The organism is Rivularia sp. UHCC 0363 (genome assembly GCF_034931125.1).
In the GTDB taxonomy this organism is placed as follows: domain Bacteria; phylum Cyanobacteriota; class Cyanobacteriia; order Cyanobacteriales; family Nostocaceae; genus Rivularia.
The window spans coordinates 1-21,323 of record NZ_JAYGHM010000099.1 but is presented as its reverse complement, the minus strand read 5'-3'; the positions used below and the strand labels follow the sequence as shown (position 1 = coordinate 21,323).

The following is a 21,323-nucleotide window of genomic DNA, read 5'->3' as shown; positions in this document are numbered from 1 at the left end:
CGGACGTTTGCTAACTGGGTCTAATTCTTCTTTAGTACAAGTTAAAGGTACGTAATTTTTATCAATACCTTTTCGTTCCACCTCTGCTTCTAACCAATCGAGATAACCGCTAAAATCTGCATCAGTTGCTACAAGTTCATCAAAGGTAAAACACTCCAGGTGTTCGTTCTCTTGCTTCTCAATTTCATCCCGTGCAACCTTGCTAATGCGTCTATCTGTTACTAACCAACCTTCATCAGTTTTCTGCTCTGCTACCTTAGAATCTAATGCTTGCACATCTTTAAGCCCAACTTCCCCAGTCATTCCACGTACTAAAACACGGTCATATCGATTACGTCTGACAGGAATATTGAGAATCCACTCAAAATAATTATCTTGCCAAACTTCATATTTTTCAAAACGATATCCCAAAGTTTCAAACCAACCACGCATCTCTTGAGCTAACGCAATTAAAGTAGAAGATTTAGGCAGAAAATTCCCCCCCTCTCCCACTCTCCCCCTCCCCTTTTCCTCTTCTCCTGCTGCTAACCGCGCCATTTCGGTTCTAATCCCTTCTAGCGTCGGTAATCTATCTAGTTGTTCTTGGATAACAACGACACTTTGATGTAAAGAAGTTATCTGATTAGAAGTTAAAACCGATTCAGGAGTGCGAGTACGCTTGGTAACTTCAATAAAAATTGTCGCGAATGCTGCTACCTCTCGCATTACATCTAATTGCAGTGCTTTGATTTCATCCCCCAAAGCATAAGCATCAAGAAAAGCTTCTACTTCACCAAGTAGAATCGAAGAATTATAGTGGTCAAAGGCTTTCCTAAAAGCTTGTTTAATATCCTCTTGGCGAAAAAATTCTAATAAACATCTTGGTTTCCCAACTCCATACTCAACCAAAGTATAGGCATAGACACCACTAAAATCTTCTGGGGGATGCTCTGGGGTTAAATTATATTGCTTTAATATTTTGATTATAGTTTCATTACGCTGTAACTTGTCTTTAATTGGACTAGCAATGCTAGTTAATACACTGAATAATAAATCTAGATTGTTGAGCATCACAGAGGTAAATATTTTTTATGTAATACTTTACAACACTCTTGTAGTTATTTGTAAGTAAAATCCCATACATAGATGATAAAACTATCATATCTTCCGAGTCTTTTAATAGGAATGCGCTTTACCATTGCTCCTTTACTGCTTTTTGATGCTTTAGATCGTAATACCAGTTCTTGGTTTATTATCGGTTATATTATTGCCGTACTTTCAGATATTTTTGATGGTATTATTGCCCGTCGCTTAAAGGTTAGTACTCCCCAACTTCGTCAAGCAGATAGCTGGGCTGATATTTGTTTATATTTGGGTGTGGCTATTAGCACTTGGTTAGTATATCCCCAAATAATCATTGATTTTCGATTACCTTTATTATCTGCAATTACGATCCAATTAATATTGTTCGCGGTTAGTTTAATTAAGTTCCAAAAATTCCCCAGTTTCCATACCTACACTGCTAAAGCGTGGGGATTAGCATTACTTGCAGCAACAGTGGGGTTATTTGGTTTTGGTTACGCGAATACCCTTTGGTTTGCAATTGTGCTTTGTTGGGTTAATAGTTTAGAAGAAATTGCCATGACGCTATTGTTACCAACTTGGCAATGTGATATTTTGAGTATCTTTCATGCATTGGAGTTACGTAAAGCATTGATGTTAGAGACAACCAGTCAGGACGGAGTGTAACTGTTTAATATTAGAAACACAATGCTTGGGAAAGCAATTTATTTTTTCTTAGTTCTATTTTTTCGACGAGATTCTTTCTGCATGTTTTTCTTTTTTTTCGCTTTACTTTTGGCTTTTTTCGATGAGGTAGAAAATCCTTCTGGCTCCATGAAAATACTTGGCTTATTTATCTCAAAACAAGCCCAATATTTCATTTCAGATATCGCATCTTCAATCAAAGAATAATGCGGATTATCGCGAAGTTCATTCAAATTTGCTTCTGAACCATTTTCAAGATAATCATCGAAATCATCCCGTGCAAAAAAGAACGGCTCGATTAAATCTTCATCAAAAGTTCGCTCAATGTATTCATGAAGTTCTTTAGGAGCAAGTATAGAGCCGTTAATTGCTAATTCAGTCCAAATATAATCTGCTTCTTCTGCTGCATTGATAGAGGATTTATTTGCAAATAGAAGTGAAAAAAGTTCTTTAAAATATTGAACGATTTCCTCTCTAGAAACAATTCCTTGAACTACTAAAATAATTAAAGATTGGAGAGCAGCGCCTTTGACATATTCATTAACTTCTTGATTTTCTATCAGTTGTTTGATGGGGTCAATATTTCCATGACTCACTGAAGCAAGTATTCTACTTAAATCCTCAGTTACTACATCTCCTGTTACATTTAACGACATATCCCCAGGAACTGAGAAAAATTCTACGATAAGAGGGTAAGCTAATGGTTCCTTAAATTGTGCTAGCAAAAATAAAGCATAAAGATGTAAAAGATAATCAGGCTTATTAAATAAATCTTCCAGATTATCTTTAGATTCCGATAAACTAGTTAGTAAAAAAGGAGTAATTGCTTCTTTTTCTTCGATAGCTCTCTCTAAAGCTTGATGAGGAAATTTCCCGGTATTGTTTTCTAATTCTGATAAAATCTCTTCCAATTGCATACTCAAAATTTTTTTTTGATAAAAAATAAAAATACTAAACAAATTTTAAGCATAAATTTGATTTCATTGATGCTAAGTTTCGTTAATTTTAGAACTACGATATCCGTCGTGGAAAATCGCGATCGGTACTACTAGAACTATTGTACTTAATCCAGTTCATCAACCATAGCTAATGTTTGCATCAACCGTTAAGATTCCTTGAGCATTTTTCCTGACAATAAAAGCTGATACCATTGACGCAACTGTTGCCGAACCAAAGCGCAGTGTGGATGATTGGCATCTAGAGCAAGGAGTTCCATAATCGCTGTTCGTTGAGTAATTCCACGTCCCAGAAGCCTGAGCAAAAGGGTTGAAATATTCTGAGGGAGTTCGCTAGTTACAACTATAGTGGTACAGAGAACTGGTGCTAGCTCGTAAATACCTGCAATATTCATGGATGGACGAGCCGCAAATCCTTGGAGGTGTTGGGAGGCAATTGAAGGCACAATGATAAGGAGAGTTTTATCAACATCTTCGGGGCGATCGCTTTCTAGTTCCGAAGTACCGACGGTTGTTTTATTTAGAGGAATGATGCTGCTACTGGCTTCTGCTTTCCAAGTTAACCAATGGCGTAAACAGTCTTGTAGCTCCCATACATTTGGTGCCCAGCGTAGAGTTTCAATAATACACGGAACTGACACGAGTTCTCCTAATAATCCTAAAGATGCCCGATTTTCCGTGCTGGGTTCAAAAAGAATATCTACCAGTTCCGCTTCTCCAATCACTTCTGGGCTAATCATTATCTGATTGTTACCGTGAGTAATTTCCTTTAAATACTCAGTTCCCCAGTTGAATCGAGATGGATGCTTAAAAATTCTCAGCTTTGCATCTCTGGGAATGGGTTCGTTGAGATAAACAGTTCCAAAATTACTGAGTAGAACCGATAGGTACTGTTGAGCAAAAATCGAAAACGCTGGACGAGACATACTGGCAGTTTTAGGACTACCTATATAATTATTGATTGATTGGGTGAATAAATCAATATTTTAGTTTTTGGTGAAGGAACTGTATCTTTAGCAGCGATTAGTTCGTGACTTCTTTTGTGCAGATGGCAGAGAAGATAAATAGTTTTCTATTGCTCTTATATGTGCTTGAGGATTGCTATCTTTATTTTGCATCCAATCAAGTATGAGTGAAATGTTATATCGAATCACTCTTGAATTAATCACAACCCAATAGATATCTTTTTCAAGTATTCCTTCAAGTCTATATTTTTTCAAAGTTTCAGGAGACAAGCCAGTCATTTCTGCTGCGACTTGTTTATTAACTAGTTGATAATGTTGCAATATGATTTTCTGGGGATTATTTTTCACGACGATAATCTCCTAAAGAGCCGAGTTTTATTGACAATAAATTAAGTCAAGACAAAGTTTCCCTAAAAATTTTGGAGAGGGAATTAACAGTCATTCTGAAGCTTGCCACCAAACTTAAGAATTGTTGGCTTACCCTGGGTAAGGTATGAGTAAAAAAAGATTTAAAAAGACGAAAAATAGTGAGTCTTTTACAACCGAAAAATATTTCTCACTCACAAGCTAATTCAAAATCATATTTGGCGCAATTGATTTTGAACATATTTGGGGATTTTGCACTTAAGACAGCTAAGCCTGGAGATAAACCTTGCACTTTGGATCATTAATACACATTTATCGATGTTTTGACAATTTTTTATCCTAGAAAGAATTAACAGCTAATATCAAGCTGTATAAATAACAGTGATTACAAATCAGTTGAATACGTATGCAATATCTCAACGATATAGCTTAAAAGCTCTTAAAGTATAAGGTACACAGAAATACAAGTAGAATCTAATTAGTGTGTAAACGTATTGTTGATACCAGAATACTGAATTTTGATCGAATAAATATGGATGGGGAAAAATGAGAATGTTGTTTTTTAGATAATTTTCGTTTAATTTAAGAGAGTATTAGGATACTCGAAGACGATTAACTGCACGTTCTCTCTTGTTTCTAGAGTCATCTGTATATAAGCATGAATGATAGTAGAATCATTGGTTTTATTGTGGTTCATATGTTTATAAACCCAAACAGTTGACCTATAAAGTGCATTTATAATTCTTAAAAGTAAGCACTTTATAATTGGCAATAAGCATTCATTTTTCGGTTGATGTACCGATTTTGCATACCCACGTAAACCATACCCGGCATTGTTGGGTATTCTGAACTAGCAAAATTTTCATTTCAAATCAATAAATTACATCTTTCTTGTTCAAATGACGGAGAAAGTAGAGTCATGATACCCAAACCCATAAGAGACAAGCAAGGTAAAGTGATGGGAGAGTTTTATCCTTTACAAAAGAATGAATTGATTGCTCTGCGTAAAGCTAAGTTAATTAACAATACAGCCTTCATTCATTTAGCGCTTAGATATGAAAATCCATTTTGCGATCGCACAATTACAATTATCCCCAAACAGTTCGCAAAACGGTGGTTTCTTCCAGAAAGTAGTGTCTATGAAGCAATTGGGAAACTTAAAGCAAATAATACAATTAATATAAATTCAGGAAAATTTACCATTGAATGGGTTGATTCTCAACAAGAACAAGATTCTGAGAATTCAGAAAAATTCTGGGGAACCAGAAAAAATTCTGAGAATTCAGAAAAAATTCTGGAATCTCAGAAAAAATTACGGAATCCCAGAAAAAATTCTGGAATCCCAGAAAATAGTCCTCCGAAATCCTCTCCAGATAAAGATTACAGCACCCCTCAAACTATTCAGACTTATTCAAACTTTATTCAAACTCTCTCAGATAAGGAGCGAGCGAGTTTTTTAGAATTTTGTCGAGAGAAGACAAAGAATCTTAGTCAAGAAGTAAATGACTTAGAAGCATGGTTAGCACATACAAATAAAGCCGGACAAAATAGATGGGAAGTGTATTATCAAAATTTTCTCGATAGTGCAGTCGAACAGTCCATTAAAAGTCAATATCACAAAGCTATTGAAGAATGGCAAGAAGAACTACGAGCAAAAGAGAAACTGAACGAAGACTTTATTGAGCAACAATCGTAGGAGCAATTATGATAGATAAATTACCTCCAGCAAATATTGAAGCAGAGGAAGCGATACTCGGAGGAATTCTACTTGACCCTTCAGCTATAAGTCGGATATGTGAATATCTTGTTCCTGATGCATTTTATATTTCATCACATACTGAAATTTATCAGGCTTTACTCCGACTGTACCATCATGGAAAACCTACCGATTTACTTACAGTCATAGATTGGCTTTACGACCATGACTTACTTATGAGAATTGGTGGTAGAAATAAACTGGTATCGCTGCTCGAACGCACGGTATCTGCGGTAAATATAGATGTACTAGCTTCCCTAGTGATGCAAAAATACATTCGACGCAGGTTAATTAGCGTAAGTCATCAAATAAATGAATTGGCTTATCAAACACAAACAGATTTATCTACAATCATTGAAACTTCACAACAAAAATTATACCAAGTATCCAACGAGCAATTTCGCACCTCAACAGAACATAATAGTGCGATCGCCCACTGTGCATACACAGACTTGGAGTCAAATAAACCGATTTACCCAACGGGATTCAAAGAATTTGATAAATTAATCATCGGATTTGAACCTGGTACATTTACCATCGTTGATTATTTTAATTGCAGTAACGGTAGGAGATATTCTCACCAATTTAATTGTTGGAGGTGGCGGTGGTGCTGCACCTGGAGGTTAAGAGGGCAGGGTGAAGAGGCAGGGGGCAGGGGGCAGGGAGCAGGGGGAAAAGAATTTCTACAAGAATAGTGGGTAGTGTATGGATTCAGATAGACCCAAGTATCGTAAAGTTAACGTTACTTTAGGGAAACAACCATCAATCGGACCGTTCCCCGCAGACCAATTAATCCCCTGGGCAATGATTAGCGGTATTTCTTATTATCTTGCTCACGGTTTATTCAAATTAAATTGGGTTTGGACTTGTTCTATAGCAGCTTGGGGAATAGCAACATGGTGGATTCTGACAGCCAATGGCGCTTGGCGTATTTTAGCTAAATTTGTTGCAACTCCAAATTGGACGAGAATTCGTTGTTTGTATAAACCAGTAATAAATCCAAAACAAGTAAAAGCATCAAAAACTAGCAAATACCAAAGGTGAATTCCAAATCTAAAATTGGTAAACGAGTTATTGAAAATGGAGAAGGTAAACTTCGATTAACACCTCTTGAAGATGCATTTGCGCTAGTTACCATGCTGCAAATAAATCTACAAGGTAGGTCAGTAGGAGCTTATCTTCTACGCAAGGGAGTTGACAACTATATAATTCAATTTGGATTTGAATGTACGGGTATTCATTCCACTTTGCGAACAGAACAAATTGACCCAGTTTTTAATGCAATTGAATCGGGATTGAAAGATTTACCACCTGGAGAACGTTTAACTATCCGTCTAAGTTCTTTTACCGACGACACCACACGACAGCAGCAACTCAAAAATTTAAGCGACACCGCACCCAACAAAGAACTGCAATTTCTCTTAATGGGAGAACGATATAGAACACAACAATTGACCTCAAAAGGAGTTCGTAAACCAAAAAAACTACACCTTTATTGCACCTACACCATTGAAACCAATAGCACGGGTACAACTGATGCAATTGAGAAAATTCTCTCAAAAGTAGAACGTTCTTGGAAATCATTTACAGGAGAAATCAACGAACTTCAATTTATCGCTATCGAACGACTAATACACACATCATTCACCGACGGATTTCAACTATGGGAACAACTAATATCAAACAAAATGGGGCTAGATATCCGCCCCTTGAATGCAGAACAACTTTGGTCAGAACTTTGGCAGCGATTTAACAACACACCACACCGTCCGATTCCACAACTTTTAATTCTCGACGAAAACGGACTTCGTGAAGAAATTTATTCGGATGTAGCCCCTACATCTTTTCTCATGGAGTCTTCTTCTTCAATCCCAGTCGCAGATAGACGTTGGGTGCATCTCAAAGATAAATATATTGCAGCTCTTACCTTCGCAGATAAACCCGGTGGTTGGGTTAATAAAGAGCAACAACTTCGGTATTTATGGGAGGTTTTGTCTAGAGAACGAGTTTACGACACCGAGATTTATTGTCAGCTGATGCGAGCTAATGAAACCTTGGTTAAAACCAATATGCAGCGTTTAACCAAACAATCGAATACATCTGCTGCATTGGCTCAAGATAAAAACTCGGTTGATGTAAAATCTTTACTCAACATTAAAAAGTCCATAGCTGCACAAGAAGAACTTTATGAAGGTTCGGTTCCCATTCACGTCGCAACAGTATTTTTGGTGTATCGTCAAACCCGCGAACAATTAGACGAAGCTTGTCGTTATCTGCAATCATGCTTTCTACGTCCGGCTTGGATTGTTAGAGAAACGGAGTACCCCTGGCGAATTTGGTTGCAAACTTTACCCATTGTTTGGGAACGCTTAATGACCGCACCTTTTAATAGAAGGTTAGTTTATTTGAGCGGTGAAGTGCCGGGATTAATACCAATCGTGCGTACCAAAGCTGGTGATGATAGCGGTTTTGAATTAATTGCAGAAGAAGGAGGAACGCCTGTTGAACTAGATTTGTACAATCAACATAAAAACTTAGGATTATTTGCCACAACTCGCGCTGGTAAAAGTGTTTTAGCTTCTGGAATTCTAACTCAGGCGCTAGCGCATGGGATGCCAGTCGTAGCAATGGATTATCCGAAGCCAGATGGAACCAGCACTTTTACAGACTACACCCAATTTATGGATAAAGATGGGGCGTACTTTGATATTGGGAAAGAATCAAGTAATTTGTTTGAATTGCCCAATTTACGTTCCCTTGCTCCGAAGTTGCAGCTTGAAAGGTTTGAGGATTATAAAGATTTCCTTGCTACTGCAATCATGGCAATGGTTATAGGTGGTAAAGGGACGCAATCTCAAAATATTAGTGATGCGGTGCGTTCAATTATTGCTCTGGCTTTAAAAGCATTTTTCTCAGATGATTTAATTCGCGATCGCTATGCGGCAGCCTATACAAATGGCTTTGGTTCTGATGAATGGTTTGCAATTCCAACATTGCATGACTTTTTAAGTTTTTGCTCCCATGAGCGGTTGCAGCTTGAAGATAATACTGGGGATAGTAAAGCTGCTTTAGAAACAATACGGCTACGTTTGCGATTTTGGCTTTCATCACGAGTTGGACAAGCTTTAGCAAAGCCCTCAACCTTCCGCAGTGATGCACGTTTACTTATCTTTGCATTACGAAACCTATCCAATGATGAAGATGCGGCTGTTCTAAGTTTAAGTGCTTATAGTGCAGCATTGCGTAGAGCCTTAGCGGCTCCTGCGAGTATCTTTTTCATTGATGAAAGTCCAATTTTATTTGAATATGACTCAATTGCGGCTTTGGTAGGTAGGTTATGTGCAAATGGAGCAAAAGCAGGAATTAGGGTAATTCTATCCGCTCAAGACCCAGATACGATTGCGAAATCTCCGTCAGGCTCGAAGATTTTTCAAAATTTAACTACTCGGTTAATTGGGCGGATTCAACCCACTGCCGTTGATAGTTTTACAACCATTTTGAAATATCCTCAAGAAATTATTGCTCGTAATGCCACAGAAAGCTTTTTCCCAAAAAAGGAGGATTTGTACTCGCAATGGTTGCTAGATGATAACGGAATATTTACTTTTTGTCGCTATTATCCATCGCCTATTTTATTAGCAGTAGTAGCAAATAATCCCCAAGAACAAGAGAAAAGAACGCTTTACTTGTCAAAATATCCCTCGAAGTTTGTTGCGTTGACTGAGCTTTCTAAACAATTAGTTGAAGCAAACAGAATATGAAAAAACTACACAAATTTACCATTAGCTTAGTTGGAATTAGCTTTATATCAATAGTGAGTATGAGCAGTGCTTATGCTCTTGAAATACAGAATCCCTTAACCGCATTAGTTGAGCAAACCCGCTCTCTTAATAAATATATTTCCTCAACAATCTCTCGGAAATTAGACAATTTAGCGGAATCCTTACAAGGGGATTTACAAGCAGTAATTTCGGAAGCTACTGGTGTATTGGGTTTACCGGATGCAATAAAAACTAGAAATGAAGTTGAAGAAATAGCATCTGATAGCAATAATGCAGTTAATAGCGTTGATAAAGCAACTAACGAAATCGACCGACAAATAACCCGTGCTGATTCAAATAGTAGCTTGAGTAAAGAGGGTCAGGAAAACATGAAGGCACAAGTAGAAAAAACTCAAACATCAATTGAGACAGTCTCCGTATTTTCTGATGCTGCTCAGAATGATGTAGTAACGCAAAATGTGATGAAACGTATTGCACAACAAAATACTCAAATCACGGGAATTTTGGGCGCAATACGAACCGATGGGTTGAAATATAAACAATCTCAGGATTTAGCAAATCTTAATTTGACTAACATATCCCGGTCTGTAGATGGGCAAAACCAAGCAAGGCAAAAAGAAGTTGTTGGTCAAGGATTTAGTAATTTAAGAACTGCATCTCAAGCACGTCTTTTTTAAAGGCAATCGGCAGTTGGCAATTGGCAATCAGGGTGTAAAAGAAATTAGCAAAGTGAAATATTCTTGTGGGTTGTGTAAGAAGTAATAAGGTGATTCGTATATGTATGGTTTTTTCTTGATATCGACTGCCTACTGCCGATTGCCCACTGCCTTCTTTCTTGCTCAAGCACAACCAGAAAATCCTGGTCAAGCAGCTTCCACGATAACTGAAGACGGGATTGCTGCAAGCGAAGCTGTTGCACAATCAATCGATCAGCTTTGGGATGATGTTTTAGGTGGGGGATTATATAGCGCGATCGCAAATCTCGGAATCTTCTTCGCAGTTGGCACTCTCCTGATTTTCATAGTCCAATGGACGAAGGAAATGATTGATGGGGATAGTTCAAAGGGATTCACCGAACTAATTTGGACAATCGTTGTCATAGTCTTACTCGCAAACAACGGTCAACAATTAATCGCTGTAACTAAAGGTTTGAGAGGAATAATTAACCAAACCAATCAAACTCTTTTGGTTTCCACCTCTGCTTCTATCCAACTCCAAGAAGCTTATCAACAGGTAATGCTTAAAACGGGGAAAACAGACGCAATTGAGTCGCTGATTAATCAATGTAATACCATTGCCGACCCAACACAACAAACCGAGTGTTTACAAAATGCAGCCCGACAAGCAAAGCAAATTGAAGCTGAAGCTAATAATCGTCCATCTTGGCTATCGAATGCTAGCGATTTTTTCAACACCAATATTTTTCAGTTAGCAGTTCGTGGTTGGCTACTTGCACTTGCAGCAGCCTTTCAATGGATAATCGAAATTTGTATGTTATTAACTGCACTACTAGGACCACTGGCTGTGGGAGGTTCATTACTTCCTGTTGGTCAAAAAGCTATTTTTGCATGGTTAACGGGTTTCTTCTCGGTAGGAATGATAAAGCTTTGCTTCAATATTATTTCTGGTTTAGTAGCAACAATGGTTCTAAATGCTGACAATAACGATCCAATGATTTTTGCATTTGCAATTGGTCTTCTTGCCCCTATTTTATCTGTCGTTTTAGCCGCAGGTGGCGGGTTAGCAGTTTTTAGAAGTTTTTCCAGTATCGCTAGTTTCGGTCTTTCTACTTTCGTAACCAGAATTGTGAGTAAATAGAAAAAAATGACGAATTTAGATAATAATTTAAGTTCAGAGACTCCAGAAATAAAAAGATTACGGTTCCTAAATCGTGCATCTAAAAAATTCTCAACTGGCGATACTTTAGCATTGTTCGCTGTTGGCACTTTTGTATTACACTTAATCACATTTTTTCTACTTATATTACTTTACGGTTCTTACTCACAATTAAATAAAAAACCACCTCCTTCACTAGTGCAATTAGAAACAGGTAAAGCAATTCAAGTTGCACCTTTAGGAAATGTAGAACGCACTCCCCAAGTGGTATCTCGTTTTGTTTCCGACACTATGACTTTGATGATGAATTGGTCGGGAACATTACCACCGGACACCGTTGAAGAGAACGCTAAACCATTACAAGACAAGGGTGTAGATATTGGACAGCGTGAAGCAAGAGGAAATAAAGTACCATTAGGAGCGTGGCAAGCATCCTATGCATTATCAGAGGACTTCCGTAAAGAATTTCTACAAAAACTTGCTTCAATGACACCGCAGGGAGTGTTTAAAGATACAACCCAAGTAGTTTTAATTCCGCTATCTATTCAATCACCTACGAAAATTGAAGAAGGAAAATGGAAAGTCAAAATGATTGCAAATTTGAATGTGTTTAATCAAAGTAATAATTTAGGAGAGGTAATTCCGTTTAATAAAGAAATATTTGTCCGAGCAGTAGTTGCTCCCTCTTCACCTGTTAATACAAGTAATTTAGCTGAAGTAATTTATCAAGTACGTGCTAGTGGATTAGAAATTTATGCAATGAGAGATTTATCGGAGGAGAATTTATAATGAGTGAGCATTCAGTTGATAATGACTTAAAAAAATCAGATAAATCCGATAGTGATTGGAATCAATCGAGCTTTGCGAAACTACTTGGTTTTGATAATGAGAATCAAACTGAATTCAGTGAAAAAGAGGAGATTAAAGGAGAAGAAACACAGAATCAAACCGATGCTCCAAATCCAATTGCAACTCATGAATTATTTGATGACCCTCACGTAGGGAAGACTCAACCAAATTTTTATAGTAATCCTTTTGCGAAATTCGGTGCAGTGGGTTTGGTAATGCTGGTTGTATTTGGTGCTGCTGCGACAGTTTTAAATACCATTATGTCAGGTAAACCTAAAATTGCACCAACAACAGAATACTCAAAACAATCCAAACCTAAAGTAGAAATTGCTGACAATCCCCAAGAGACTGAAACCGGAAGGTTAAAAGCAGAGTTAGCACTGTCAACTCAAGCAGAAAAAATCAAATCTGTAGAGCGTGCTAAAAGTCCTAAAACTACTGTCAGCAAACCCAAAGTTAAACCTAATAAGGAGCCGAATTTACCACCCGTAACTCGAACAACTCCAACAAGAGAACCGAACTTACCTGTTCGGACTCAAATAGTTTCAAGACAATTGCCTTTATCTCAAGTTCCTTATATACCCCGTCTTCAACCTCAAACTGTAAGATATAATTCTCCTCCAAGCACTCCAGCAGTAAGGCAATTCCAGCCAGTTGCAAACAAAGTAAGCAAACCAATTAGTACCCCTACCGAAGAAAAGGCTGACCCGATGGAAGAATGGTCTAGAATTAGTCGTTTAGGAAGCTATGGCAGCAGCACAATTACGACAAATATCGATGAGCAACACAAAGGTAGTACGATTGATACCGTAACAGTCGAACAACAAAAACCAGTAATTCCTTCAGCAACTTTGGTTTCAGCAGTCCAGACTACACAAACATTAAATACGGATGAATTAGAACCGCTTCATAGTGAAGAAGCCTCTATTATTGGATACCAAAACAATTATCAACTAACAGTAGGTACATTTGTTGATGGAAAACTATTAACCCCTTTGATTTGGAGTGAACATTTTACTAGCAATAATCCAAATCTAAAATCTAAAAATAACTCCAAAAGCGAAAAATTTGTCATAGAACTGCAAAAACCATTAACTACGGGAGAAGGCTTAGTAGTTTTACCACCCGGTTCTCAAGTAGTAGCACAAATTAATAACGTCGCTAGCGGAGGATTTGTTGAACTCCAAGCAACCCAGGTTTTGATCAATGGAGAAGAATATATCCTTCCGCCAAATTCAATTACGATTCGTGGCACTAATGGAAAACCTTTAATTGCATCTCGTTTAAACAGTAATAAGGGAGAAGTTGCACGACGAGATGCACAAACCTTTGCTGTAGGCTCTTTAGCGAAAGTAGGTAAAGTTATTAATCAACCTAAAGAAGAACAAATATCAAAGAGCAGTGGATTTGGTGGTACTAATTCTTTTTCGTCTGTTAGAAGAAGTCGAGAAAATATTTTAGGAGCGGTTTTAGAAGGAGGATTTGAACCGCTAACTCAACAAATTCTCAAACGCAACCAGCAAGCATTACAAGAACTACAACAACAAGAAGATGTTTGGTATGTCAAAGCTGGTACGAATGTGCAGGTATTTGTTAATCAATCTTTTCAATTTTAACTAGGGGCAGCCGTTATGATTATTTTACAGTGGAAAACGACAATTGCTTGCTCTGTATTGTTACCTCTTATAAATTTATCGCCAGTAATTGCAAGTGAAACAAAACAGAGCGTAAAACAAATTCCCCAAGGTATTGCTACTGGTCATAATTCCCAAAATATACCCAAAATTGAACTGTCACCAGGATATGGGGTGAATATTTCATTTATTAAAAGTGGTGAAATTGTAGAAAAAGTTTGGTTGGATAATCCGGCGATCGCAACTCTCGATGTTGACGGCTGTTTATCCGCACAAGGAAGAGAATGCGATCTTGAAGGCGCTACAGTCATACATTTACGACGAATAAAACCGCTAAAAATCACACAATTACCAAATTCCAGTACAAGCTTACTCACTGCCATCGCAAAGGGTAAATCAACAAGGAAGGTATATTTATTTCAAGTAGCAATGGGAGATGAAACGCCTAATTATCATACTTTGGAAATTATGCCTGATATCAAAATAAATCCAGAAACAACTCAGTTTTCTAATATTAAAAATAATCAGGAATTACAGCAAATTATTAAAGGATTAAAGATTGTTAATACACGAGAATTAATTAACAGAGAATCTCGTTTATGGTCTAGAATAGAAAATTTCCTAATCAAAATAAGAATGGGAGAATCTGTAAATAGTGCTGCTCGTAAAAGTGGCATTTCAATACGGTTAGTTAATCGGTTAATTGAACTCGGAAGCAAATATAATTCGTAATACCCTTCCCTACGGGACACCTTGCGGTGAACGGAAACACATCCGGTGAACGTAATTCGTAATTTTTTAACATCATGAAAATACTAAAAAAACATTTGATATTTGCTTCCAAATTAAGTTTATCACTATTAATTTTTGGTGCTATTCTCATCACATGGCAACAAAAATCTATATCTAATTCTCCATCAACAAAAATAGAAATTCCTACAGTCGAATGGCAAAAAACTCGTTTACCAGATTGGAATCAAATTACGTTTTCTAAAATGCCAGCAATTACTGAATCTGGCTCATTCCAAGCACCTAAAAATGTTACTTCGGAATTAGGGTATAACCCGTCTCGTAGTTGGAATGTAGGACAAACACCCGATTCATTTACGATGCTGGGTGATTTTCAGGACTCTTTTAAACTCCAAGACTTTTCACTTTCAGATATTTCTCAAATTGTTAGTTCAAATTTACAAGAAACTAACTTAGAAAGTTTCGGTGTTGTCAAATTTCAAACAATAGATAGCTTGGTTAAGGCAATACCGGATTTGCAAAAATTTCCAATAGTAAATGTCAAACCAATTATAGATTTACTCTCACAAAATTTATTAACCTCATTTAACGTCAATCAAACTATCGGTAACTTACTCAATGAATCTCCCCACCTGGGTAAATTGAATTTTGAATCATTAGACTTAAAATCTTACAACCTCGATTCAATTCCAGGATTATCAACAACTCCAATTGCTAGCTTTGATAAATGGCACTCCGTTTACATTGATGAAGTACCCGGATTAAGCGATGTACCATTTTCCCAATTCCCTAATCCTACTAACCCTGTAGGTATGGAAGTTGGGATAGTAGATATTGCCTTTGCAACTGACGAACAAAAACGAGATAGAACAATTTCAGGTAGTGACAAAGAAGGGTTTGCAGTTCCATGCGATCGTGATTGCGCTCATATTGAATTATCTGGCTCTCAAAGTGTAAAAGGTAAAGCTTGGGTTAGCGGTAAGTATGAGTTGGTTAGAGGTGGAAGAGGAATCTTGAGTTCGGTTAATGGTGGAAAAGAGCCTACTGGTAGAAATCTATTTGGCGATGCTTTTAAAGTTGCGGTGTGGGATGTCTCGGAAGTTGATGGAAAAGTTTCTCAATCTTTGTTCTTCCGTGTTTGTATGCGGAATAACTTTGTTGACTTGGGATGTACACCCTATTTTATTGGTCCCGTTCCGTTTATGACTTACAGGGAAAAAGAAGCAATATTTCTGGGAACTATTGACTCTAATAAAAATGGAATCTCTACTCCTACAGGTTTAAAAAGTAGCGGATTTAGTTTTAATAATTCTCCAATCATTGAGGGTGAGAAAGAAAATAACCTATCTAATTTGATGCCAGTTTCAAAAGAAGATTGCAAAAATATTCATTCTTCTGGTACTAATCTTGATGCTTTAAGTTCCGCGTTATCAGACGTAGAGAATAACTACAGTATGGAGGGAAATTATGTCTGTGATAATTCTGTTAATTGCGGCAGAGCGCTTGGTGTAATGGGATTAATGTCTTCGAGTCCGGAAGTACGAAATATTATCACTAGTAAACCAGGTGGAAAAGAGTTTTTAAAAAAGTTGGATGCAGGAGAAACAGTTACTTTTTTGGAGATGACACAGTACTTTTCACCGCAAGAACAGCACTCTTTAATGGAAGATGTTTCAACGTTTTCTCAAACGTGATTTTGTTGGTGCATTTTGCGGTCAAACTACGCTCCCTTTAGATTTGGACGGAAAACAGTTAATTATTTTTGGCTTGGATAGAAACAATAGGGATATTGTCAGTCCGCTGCTTGCTGCAATTCTTCATATGATTGTAACGCGCAATATAACTCGGACGGTTCCGCGTAGTGACCCTTTGATTGTTGCCTTAGATGAGTTACCGACGTTCTATCTACCAGCGCTTGTCAATTGGTTAAACGAAGGACGTGAAGACGGTTTCGTCGGTATCTTGGGATATCAAAATATTGCTCAATTGGAGAAAGTTTACGGGAAAGAACTTTCAAGGGCAATTTTAGGAGGTACTGCAACCAAATTTATTTTCAATCCCCAAGACCCTGAATCTGCAAAGCTTTTTAGCGATTATTTAGGAGAGATGGAAATCAAATTTAATTCTAAATCTCGAAGCATGGGGAAAGGGGGTGGTTCTAGTAGTAGTAACGAACACCATCAAAAGCGGCATTTATTAGAACCAGCGCAGTTTGCCAAGATGGGTACGGGTAGAGCAGTAATTATTAATCCAGCTTATACCCGTGGTACAGAAGCATACGTCCCTTTGTTACACAAGTTGAAGGTTCCCGCTGCTGATATTGAAGAGATGAATTGGTCGGAAAGTAAATGGGATTTTGTGCGTGGGAGATTGATTCAAAATAATAGAGTTACTGTTAGTGATTTTGAACGCTCTCAACAATTTTTAGAACGTAGAGAGTTGGCAGAAAAATTATTTCCGTTACCCACTGATGGTGGAGATTTAGCTTCTCCAGAAGAATTAAACAATATTTTTTAAAGTAAAACAAAATGATAGAGAAAGAAATTAATTCAAATCCAGAAGTTTTTTCCGTTTTATCGCAATATCCGAAATGGCTATCAATGATTATTGAAGCTATTGATAAACCAATTTTAGATAAAAGCTATTGTCCTGAAGTAATCGAAATATTTGACCAGCATGGTTTATTAGCTGGAAAAGTTCACGGATTATCTGCTTATGAATGCACTAGAAACACCCAACAAAAAAGTGATTTTAATGCTTGGTTAATTGATGGAGAATTAGCGGTATTTTACATTGGCTCGGAATTAGTGATTAATCGCCTAGAGGGGAGGCAGGGAGAAGGGGGCAGGGAGCAAGGGGGAGAAATATATATTGTTCAATAGTTTCTTGCTTCTCCGGTAAACGACCAACTTAGCTGGAGAGCAAGCAAGCTATCAATCTTATTTACCCCTGCCCTCTTCCCCCTGCTCCCTTGCCTTTTTATAAATAGGAGTTAATCAGATGCCAGATATATTTACTGTCAATGAAAGTGATGCAACTGCAATACAGCAACGTTACGAGCAACTAATTGAAGTATTGCTAAAAGCTGTATTAAATGTAAAGCAAGACTCGGATAAACAAGGGTTGAAAATATTTGATGGAGATAAATTAGTTTACGGGCGCGACAACAATCAATTTCGCGATGAGGTGTCGGGTATTGGGGGGCAACTTTTAAATCCTCAACTGATTGCACAACTCCAACAATTACGTTCTACACAAGTTGGAGAAGTAGTAGATGGGGCGATTAATAAGAGAATTGAATTAGACGGCGAAGTCCTAGTACAATCTGACTCGGATGGTAAGGTAATCGTTAACAATTTCTTGCAGCAAGAAGCTGTTACAGATATAAAACCATCTAAAGAATATTCGGATAATATTAACCAAATTATTCAACCGGAATTATCGCCACCCGACTATATTCAAGAAGAGATAAGTTCATCGACAATCCCAGGCTCAACGAGAGTAGCCGAATCATTACAGGTTTTAGTTGATAGTCCGTTGAAGACATTATTAAGTTCAGAAATTGAGCAATTAAAAGCAGAAGTAAAATCACTACAGCAAGAAAGAAATTTGTATCAGGAATTAATCGAGCAAAGGTTAAAGCAACCACAAAATACTTCATGGTGGCAGCAAGTAGTTAATAATGCATCGACTGTCGTAAGTAGTGTCACTTCTGCTGTAAAAATAGGATTGCGCGAATACAAAGAAAATTCAAAACAGCATCAATTCGCAGCATCAATAAAAAATTTATTTCAACTGCAAACCCAACCAGGAGAAAATCAGTATCAAGCAGGTGATTACCAAATCTCTCGCAGCGGTTCATTGTATGAAGTAAAAGATTCAGCGACAGATAAATTTTTAATACAGTTCCGCGAAACCCCTTTAGGAGTAAAAGTAGAAAAGGGTGATTTAGCTTCTTTAAATATTCAAGATATTAACTCCTTACAGAATTATTTGCGAAAAAACGAACCAGTTCCTGCATCTTTTGCTCCAGTAGGAAAGCAAGAAGCTGAATACTTTGCTCGTGTAGAGAGAGTTACGAATGCGCTTACACAATATGCTGTTGCACAACAAACCGATGTGGAAATTGATGGGCGATTTTCTTATAAATGGAAAGCTAGCTCCAATGGTAACGTACAAATCGAAGCGAAAGATGGACGCGGTAATTTACTTGAAAAAATTGGAGGACAGTTAACAAGTAATATGAACGAGCGGGATTTAATTTATTTTGAGCAAATTTTACCTAAATTACAACCGAGGAATCATAAACAAGTAACTATATCTCAATTTAATCAACTCACAGACAACAGCTTAGAAAGATAGTTTGATTATATGAAATTATCTCAACTGAATTTATATCTCGATTCTGGTGTTCCAATTGTTTGTGTTAATGCTCCTTCACCAGAAAGAATAAACGTATTAGAGGACATTTATATTGAATGCTCTCAAAAGAGAAATATTCCCATTCATGTATGGAATGCTGCTTGGGGGTACTTTAAGCAAGTAGAATATGATTCACATTCAAAAGTCGGCTTTGTTAATCTAAAATCTAAACATAAAAACATTTTTAGTAATTTTGATTATTTGTTGAATAGTGAAGAGACAGGTATTTTTGTTTTTGAGAATCTTTCATCTTTAGTAAAGATAGACTCACCTAAAATTATTTCACAGTTAATTAATATTTTTTTTGAGTTAAAGAATAGTAATCAATTAAAATATTTGATAATTTTATCAACTGATGATATCGAGTTACCACAATCCTTAAGCAATTTAATTCCCAGTATTTATTATCCGCTACCTAATCATGAAGAAATTACTAATTTGATAGAAGAATTTTTATGTGAATCACCAGAAAAATTAAATAAAGAAGCGTTAGTCAGTGCTTGCGCTGGTTTAACAAAGGAGGAAATTCGTTTAGGATTAAAGATTGCACTCAATTCCTGTTCTCAATTGAGTTATGACATTTTCACCCAACATTTACTTGAATACAAAATAAATCGCTTTCGTTCAAATAATTTAAACTTTGTTGCTAAACCAAACATTCCTGATTTTGGTGGTTTAGATTTACTGAGAAAGTATATAGAAAACGTCAAATATGACTTTTTACCCCAAGCACGAACCGCTAATATTCCACTTCCCAAAGGTTGTTTGTTGGTAGGACCACCCGGAACGGGAAAAACTCTATCAGCCAATGTCATCGCTAAAATACTGGATTTTCCTTTAATAAGTGTAGATACTGCTCTCATAATTGCAGATGGTGCAACTTATCTCAAACGTTTATTGGAGCGGGTGGAAGCTTGCGCTCCTGTTGTGATGTATTTTGATGAGTTTGATAAACTTTTTGCCGCATCTAATAATTCGGGTGAGGATACTAGTTCTCGCCAAATCTTGGGAGCATTATTAACTTGGTTGCAGGATAAAACAAGTGCAGTGTTTGTAGTTGCAACTCTTAACCGTCTCGATGCGTTACCGCCGGAATTAACTAGAGTAGGAAGATTTGATGAAATATTTTATGTGGGATTCCCCCAAGCTATTGAACGGAAAGAAATTTTGATGATGCATCTTTCTAAGTTTGATGCGCGTTATAGAACTGACGATGTGCTTACAGAGAAAGAATGGCGCATTGTTCTTAACAAAACTGTCAACTGTAGTGGTGCGGAATTAGCGCAAATGGTTCAGAAGGCTGCGCGTGCTAAATTCCACCAGGGTTGTCAGATGGAAATTGGGTTGTACGAACTGTTGGAGCAACGAGAAATGATGGTTCCTTTGTATGTTCGAGATGTTGATAGGGTGTTAGCGATCGCTAATCGTGCAAAATATATCACCCAACCTGCATCAAGTCCTGATACATCAGTTTTTGCTCCTGCAATTACCAGCTTTTGGGGAGAAGCATCTTAGAGCGATGAAATACATTTTCACAAAATTTCATCAACCAAAACCGTCCCACCTTCTCGAAAGTCAATGCCTAAGTGATAATCTTGAAGTAAAGCTGTTCCAACAAGTGGACGACGACCCATTGCAAGAACTGCTACGTTACGCTGCATCCCATTCCATAAAATAGTTGCTAAAAAAACGTCAGTTGAAACGTTTGAATTGTTCGCAAGGTTGGCATTTATCTGTGTAAGATAGGTTAAGCCAAGTTTAGCTATCGCGGCAGGTGGTAAAGTCAAAAAACCTTCCTTCCCCAGTATCTACAACGAACTGAATTTCTATATTTGGAATTTCTGGGAGACATAGAATTATACCTATCTGAGCCTGAAGCCCAACAACAGTTCCATTTATCACTCTGTCATCCTAAATAATGTACCACCAACCGCATAAACGGCATTAAAACCGATTCTTTCCGACCAGAGCGCTGCTTTACTATTGTTTGCTTCGTAATTTTAAGCTCGTTACAACTAAATCATCGCCTCGGATCATATTCACCCGTTTCAATATTAATCGAGACAATTTTGCCGATATTATAAGAGTGTCTCGACTCTTAGACGAATGCTCGAATCGTAGAGTTCTTTCCCACGTTGGGTAATTTCTTCATCACTAAGGTTGGGTTTAGACATAAAACGGTTGAACCTATGCTTCAAAGATCGGATACTTCTATCTTAATTTTAAACCAGAAGTTAGAATTAGCTACATCCTTCAAGTTC

At 37.2% G+C, this 21,323-nt stretch carries 20 protein-coding genes and 1 pseudogene; 15 read left to right on the top strand and 6 right to left on the bottom strand.

What is annotated here, in order from left to right; translation table 11 throughout:
* Window positions 1-1,050 (bottom strand): restriction endonuclease (locus VB797_RS32455; RefSeq protein WP_323241926.1); only part of this gene is annotated, 1,050 nt, incomplete at its 3' end.
* Window positions 1,051-1,125: 75 nt separating this feature from the next.
* Between VB797_RS32455 and VB797_RS32450 the strand changes: the two genes are divergently transcribed.
* Window positions 1,126-1,728: a CDP-alcohol phosphatidyltransferase family protein gene (locus tag VB797_RS32450; protein WP_323241925.1), complete on the top strand. Its 603-nt coding sequence runs from the start codon at window positions 1,126-1,128 to the stop codon at window positions 1,726-1,728.
* A gap of 38 nt (window positions 1,729-1,766) precedes the next feature.
* Here the strand turns inward: VB797_RS32450 and VB797_RS32445 are convergent, their stop codons facing one another.
* The 3 genes from VB797_RS32445 to VB797_RS32435 form a co-directional block, all read right to left on the bottom strand.
* The gene (locus VB797_RS32445; protein ID WP_323241924.1) at window positions 1,767-2,663 is read right to left on the bottom strand and encodes a DUF1186 domain-containing protein; all 897 of its coding nucleotides are present in this window, start codon (window positions 2,661-2,663) and stop codon (window positions 1,767-1,769) included.
* 188 nt (window positions 2,664-2,851) lie between these two features.
* The gene (locus VB797_RS32440; protein WP_323241923.1) at window positions 2,852-3,628 is read right to left on the bottom strand and encodes a hypothetical protein; all 777 of its coding nucleotides are present in this window, start codon (window positions 3,626-3,628) and stop codon (window positions 2,852-2,854) included.
* A gap of 87 nt (window positions 3,629-3,715) precedes the next feature.
* Complete coding sequence (locus VB797_RS32435) at window positions 3,716-4,015, bottom strand: hypothetical protein (RefSeq protein ID WP_323241922.1); 300 nt, start codon at window positions 4,013-4,015, stop codon at window positions 3,716-3,718.
* A gap of 937 nt (window positions 4,016-4,952) precedes the next feature.
* On the opposite strand from VB797_RS32435, the gene VB797_RS32430 reads away from it, so the two are divergent.
* The 14 genes from VB797_RS32430 to VB797_RS32365 all read left to right on the top strand — a co-directional run bounded on the left by VB797_RS32430 (window position 4,953) and on the right by VB797_RS32365 (window position 20,577).
* Entirely contained in the window at window positions 4,953-5,729 is a 777-nt protein-coding gene (locus VB797_RS32430) for a hypothetical protein (protein WP_323241921.1), read from the top strand.
* An 8-nt stretch (window positions 5,730-5,737) separates the two neighbouring features.
* On the top strand, window positions 5,738-6,484 hold the full coding sequence (locus tag VB797_RS32425; RefSeq protein WP_323241920.1) for a replicative DNA helicase: 747 nt from the start codon (window positions 5,738-5,740) through the stop codon (window positions 6,482-6,484).
* Window positions 6,485-6,494: 10 nt separating this feature from the next.
* A complete protein-coding gene (locus VB797_RS32420; protein ID WP_323241919.1) occupies window positions 6,495-6,833 on the top strand; it encodes a hypothetical protein in 339 nt (112 codons plus the stop codon).
* On the top strand, window positions 6,830-9,550 hold the full coding sequence (locus VB797_RS32415; RefSeq protein ID WP_323241918.1) for a hypothetical protein: 2,721 nt from the start codon (window positions 6,830-6,832) through the stop codon (window positions 9,548-9,550). Before VB797_RS32420 ends, VB797_RS32415 begins: the two co-directional genes overlap by 4 nt.
* On the top strand, window positions 9,547-10,248 hold the full coding sequence (locus tag VB797_RS32410) for a hypothetical protein (protein ID WP_323241917.1): 702 nt from the start codon (window positions 9,547-9,549) through the stop codon (window positions 10,246-10,248). Before VB797_RS32415 ends, VB797_RS32410 begins: the two co-directional genes overlap by 4 nt.
* Window positions 10,249-10,348: 100 nt before the next feature.
* Window positions 10,349-11,389, top strand: a complete 1,041-nt coding sequence (locus tag VB797_RS32405) for a hypothetical protein (RefSeq protein WP_323241916.1) — start codon at window positions 10,349-10,351, stop codon at window positions 11,387-11,389.
* Window positions 11,390-11,395: 6 nt separating this feature from the next.
* Window positions 11,396-12,196, top strand: a complete 801-nt coding sequence (locus VB797_RS32400) for a hypothetical protein (RefSeq protein ID WP_323241915.1) — start codon at window positions 11,396-11,398, stop codon at window positions 12,194-12,196.
* Window positions 12,196-13,872, top strand: coding sequence for a TrbI/VirB10 family protein (locus VB797_RS32395; RefSeq protein WP_323241914.1), 1,677 nt, complete (start codon window positions 12,196-12,198; stop codon window positions 13,870-13,872). Before VB797_RS32400 ends, VB797_RS32395 begins: the two co-directional genes overlap by 1 nt.
* Window positions 13,873-13,887: 15 nt before the next feature.
* Window positions 13,888-14,622 carry a hypothetical protein gene (locus VB797_RS32390; RefSeq protein ID WP_323241913.1) on the top strand — a complete coding sequence of 245 codons (735 nt, stop codon included), beginning with the start codon at window positions 13,888-13,890 and terminating at the stop codon, window positions 14,620-14,622.
* A gap of 74 nt (window positions 14,623-14,696) precedes the next feature.
* Window positions 14,697-16,334, top strand: coding sequence for a hypothetical protein (locus VB797_RS32385; RefSeq protein ID WP_323241912.1), 1,638 nt, complete (start codon window positions 14,697-14,699; stop codon window positions 16,332-16,334).
* Complete coding sequence (locus VB797_RS32380; RefSeq protein ID WP_323241911.1) at window positions 16,309-17,157, top strand: type IV secretory system conjugative DNA transfer family protein; 849 nt, start codon at window positions 16,309-16,311, stop codon at window positions 17,155-17,157. Before VB797_RS32385 ends, VB797_RS32380 begins: the two co-directional genes overlap by 26 nt.
* Before the next feature lie 11 nt (window positions 17,158-17,168).
* Window positions 17,169-17,522: a hypothetical protein gene (locus VB797_RS32375; protein ID WP_323241910.1), complete on the top strand. Its 354-nt coding sequence runs from the start codon at window positions 17,169-17,171 to the stop codon at window positions 17,520-17,522.
* A 118-nt stretch (window positions 17,523-17,640) separates the two neighbouring features.
* Window positions 17,641-19,002 (top strand): hypothetical protein, encoded by a 1,362-nt coding sequence (locus tag VB797_RS32370; protein WP_323241909.1) that lies wholly within the window; start codon window positions 17,641-17,643, stop codon window positions 19,000-19,002.
* Window positions 19,003-19,011: 9 nt separating this feature from the next.
* Window positions 19,012-20,577, top strand: coding sequence for an AAA family ATPase (locus VB797_RS32365; RefSeq protein ID WP_323241908.1), 1,566 nt, complete (start codon window positions 19,012-19,014; stop codon window positions 20,575-20,577).
* 17 nt (window positions 20,578-20,594) lie between these two features.
* Here VB797_RS32365 and VB797_RS32360 read toward each other — a convergent pair whose 3' ends face one another.
* Window positions 20,595-20,849 carry a clan AA aspartic protease gene (locus VB797_RS32360; RefSeq protein ID WP_323241907.1) on the bottom strand — a complete coding sequence of 85 codons (255 nt, stop codon included), beginning with the start codon at window positions 20,847-20,849 and terminating at the stop codon, window positions 20,595-20,597.
* A 111-nt stretch (window positions 20,850-20,960) separates the two neighbouring features.
* Window positions 20,961-21,236 (bottom strand): annotated as a pseudogene (locus tag VB797_RS32355) (hypothetical protein).
* Between the last annotated feature and the right edge of the window lie 87 nt (window positions 21,237-21,323).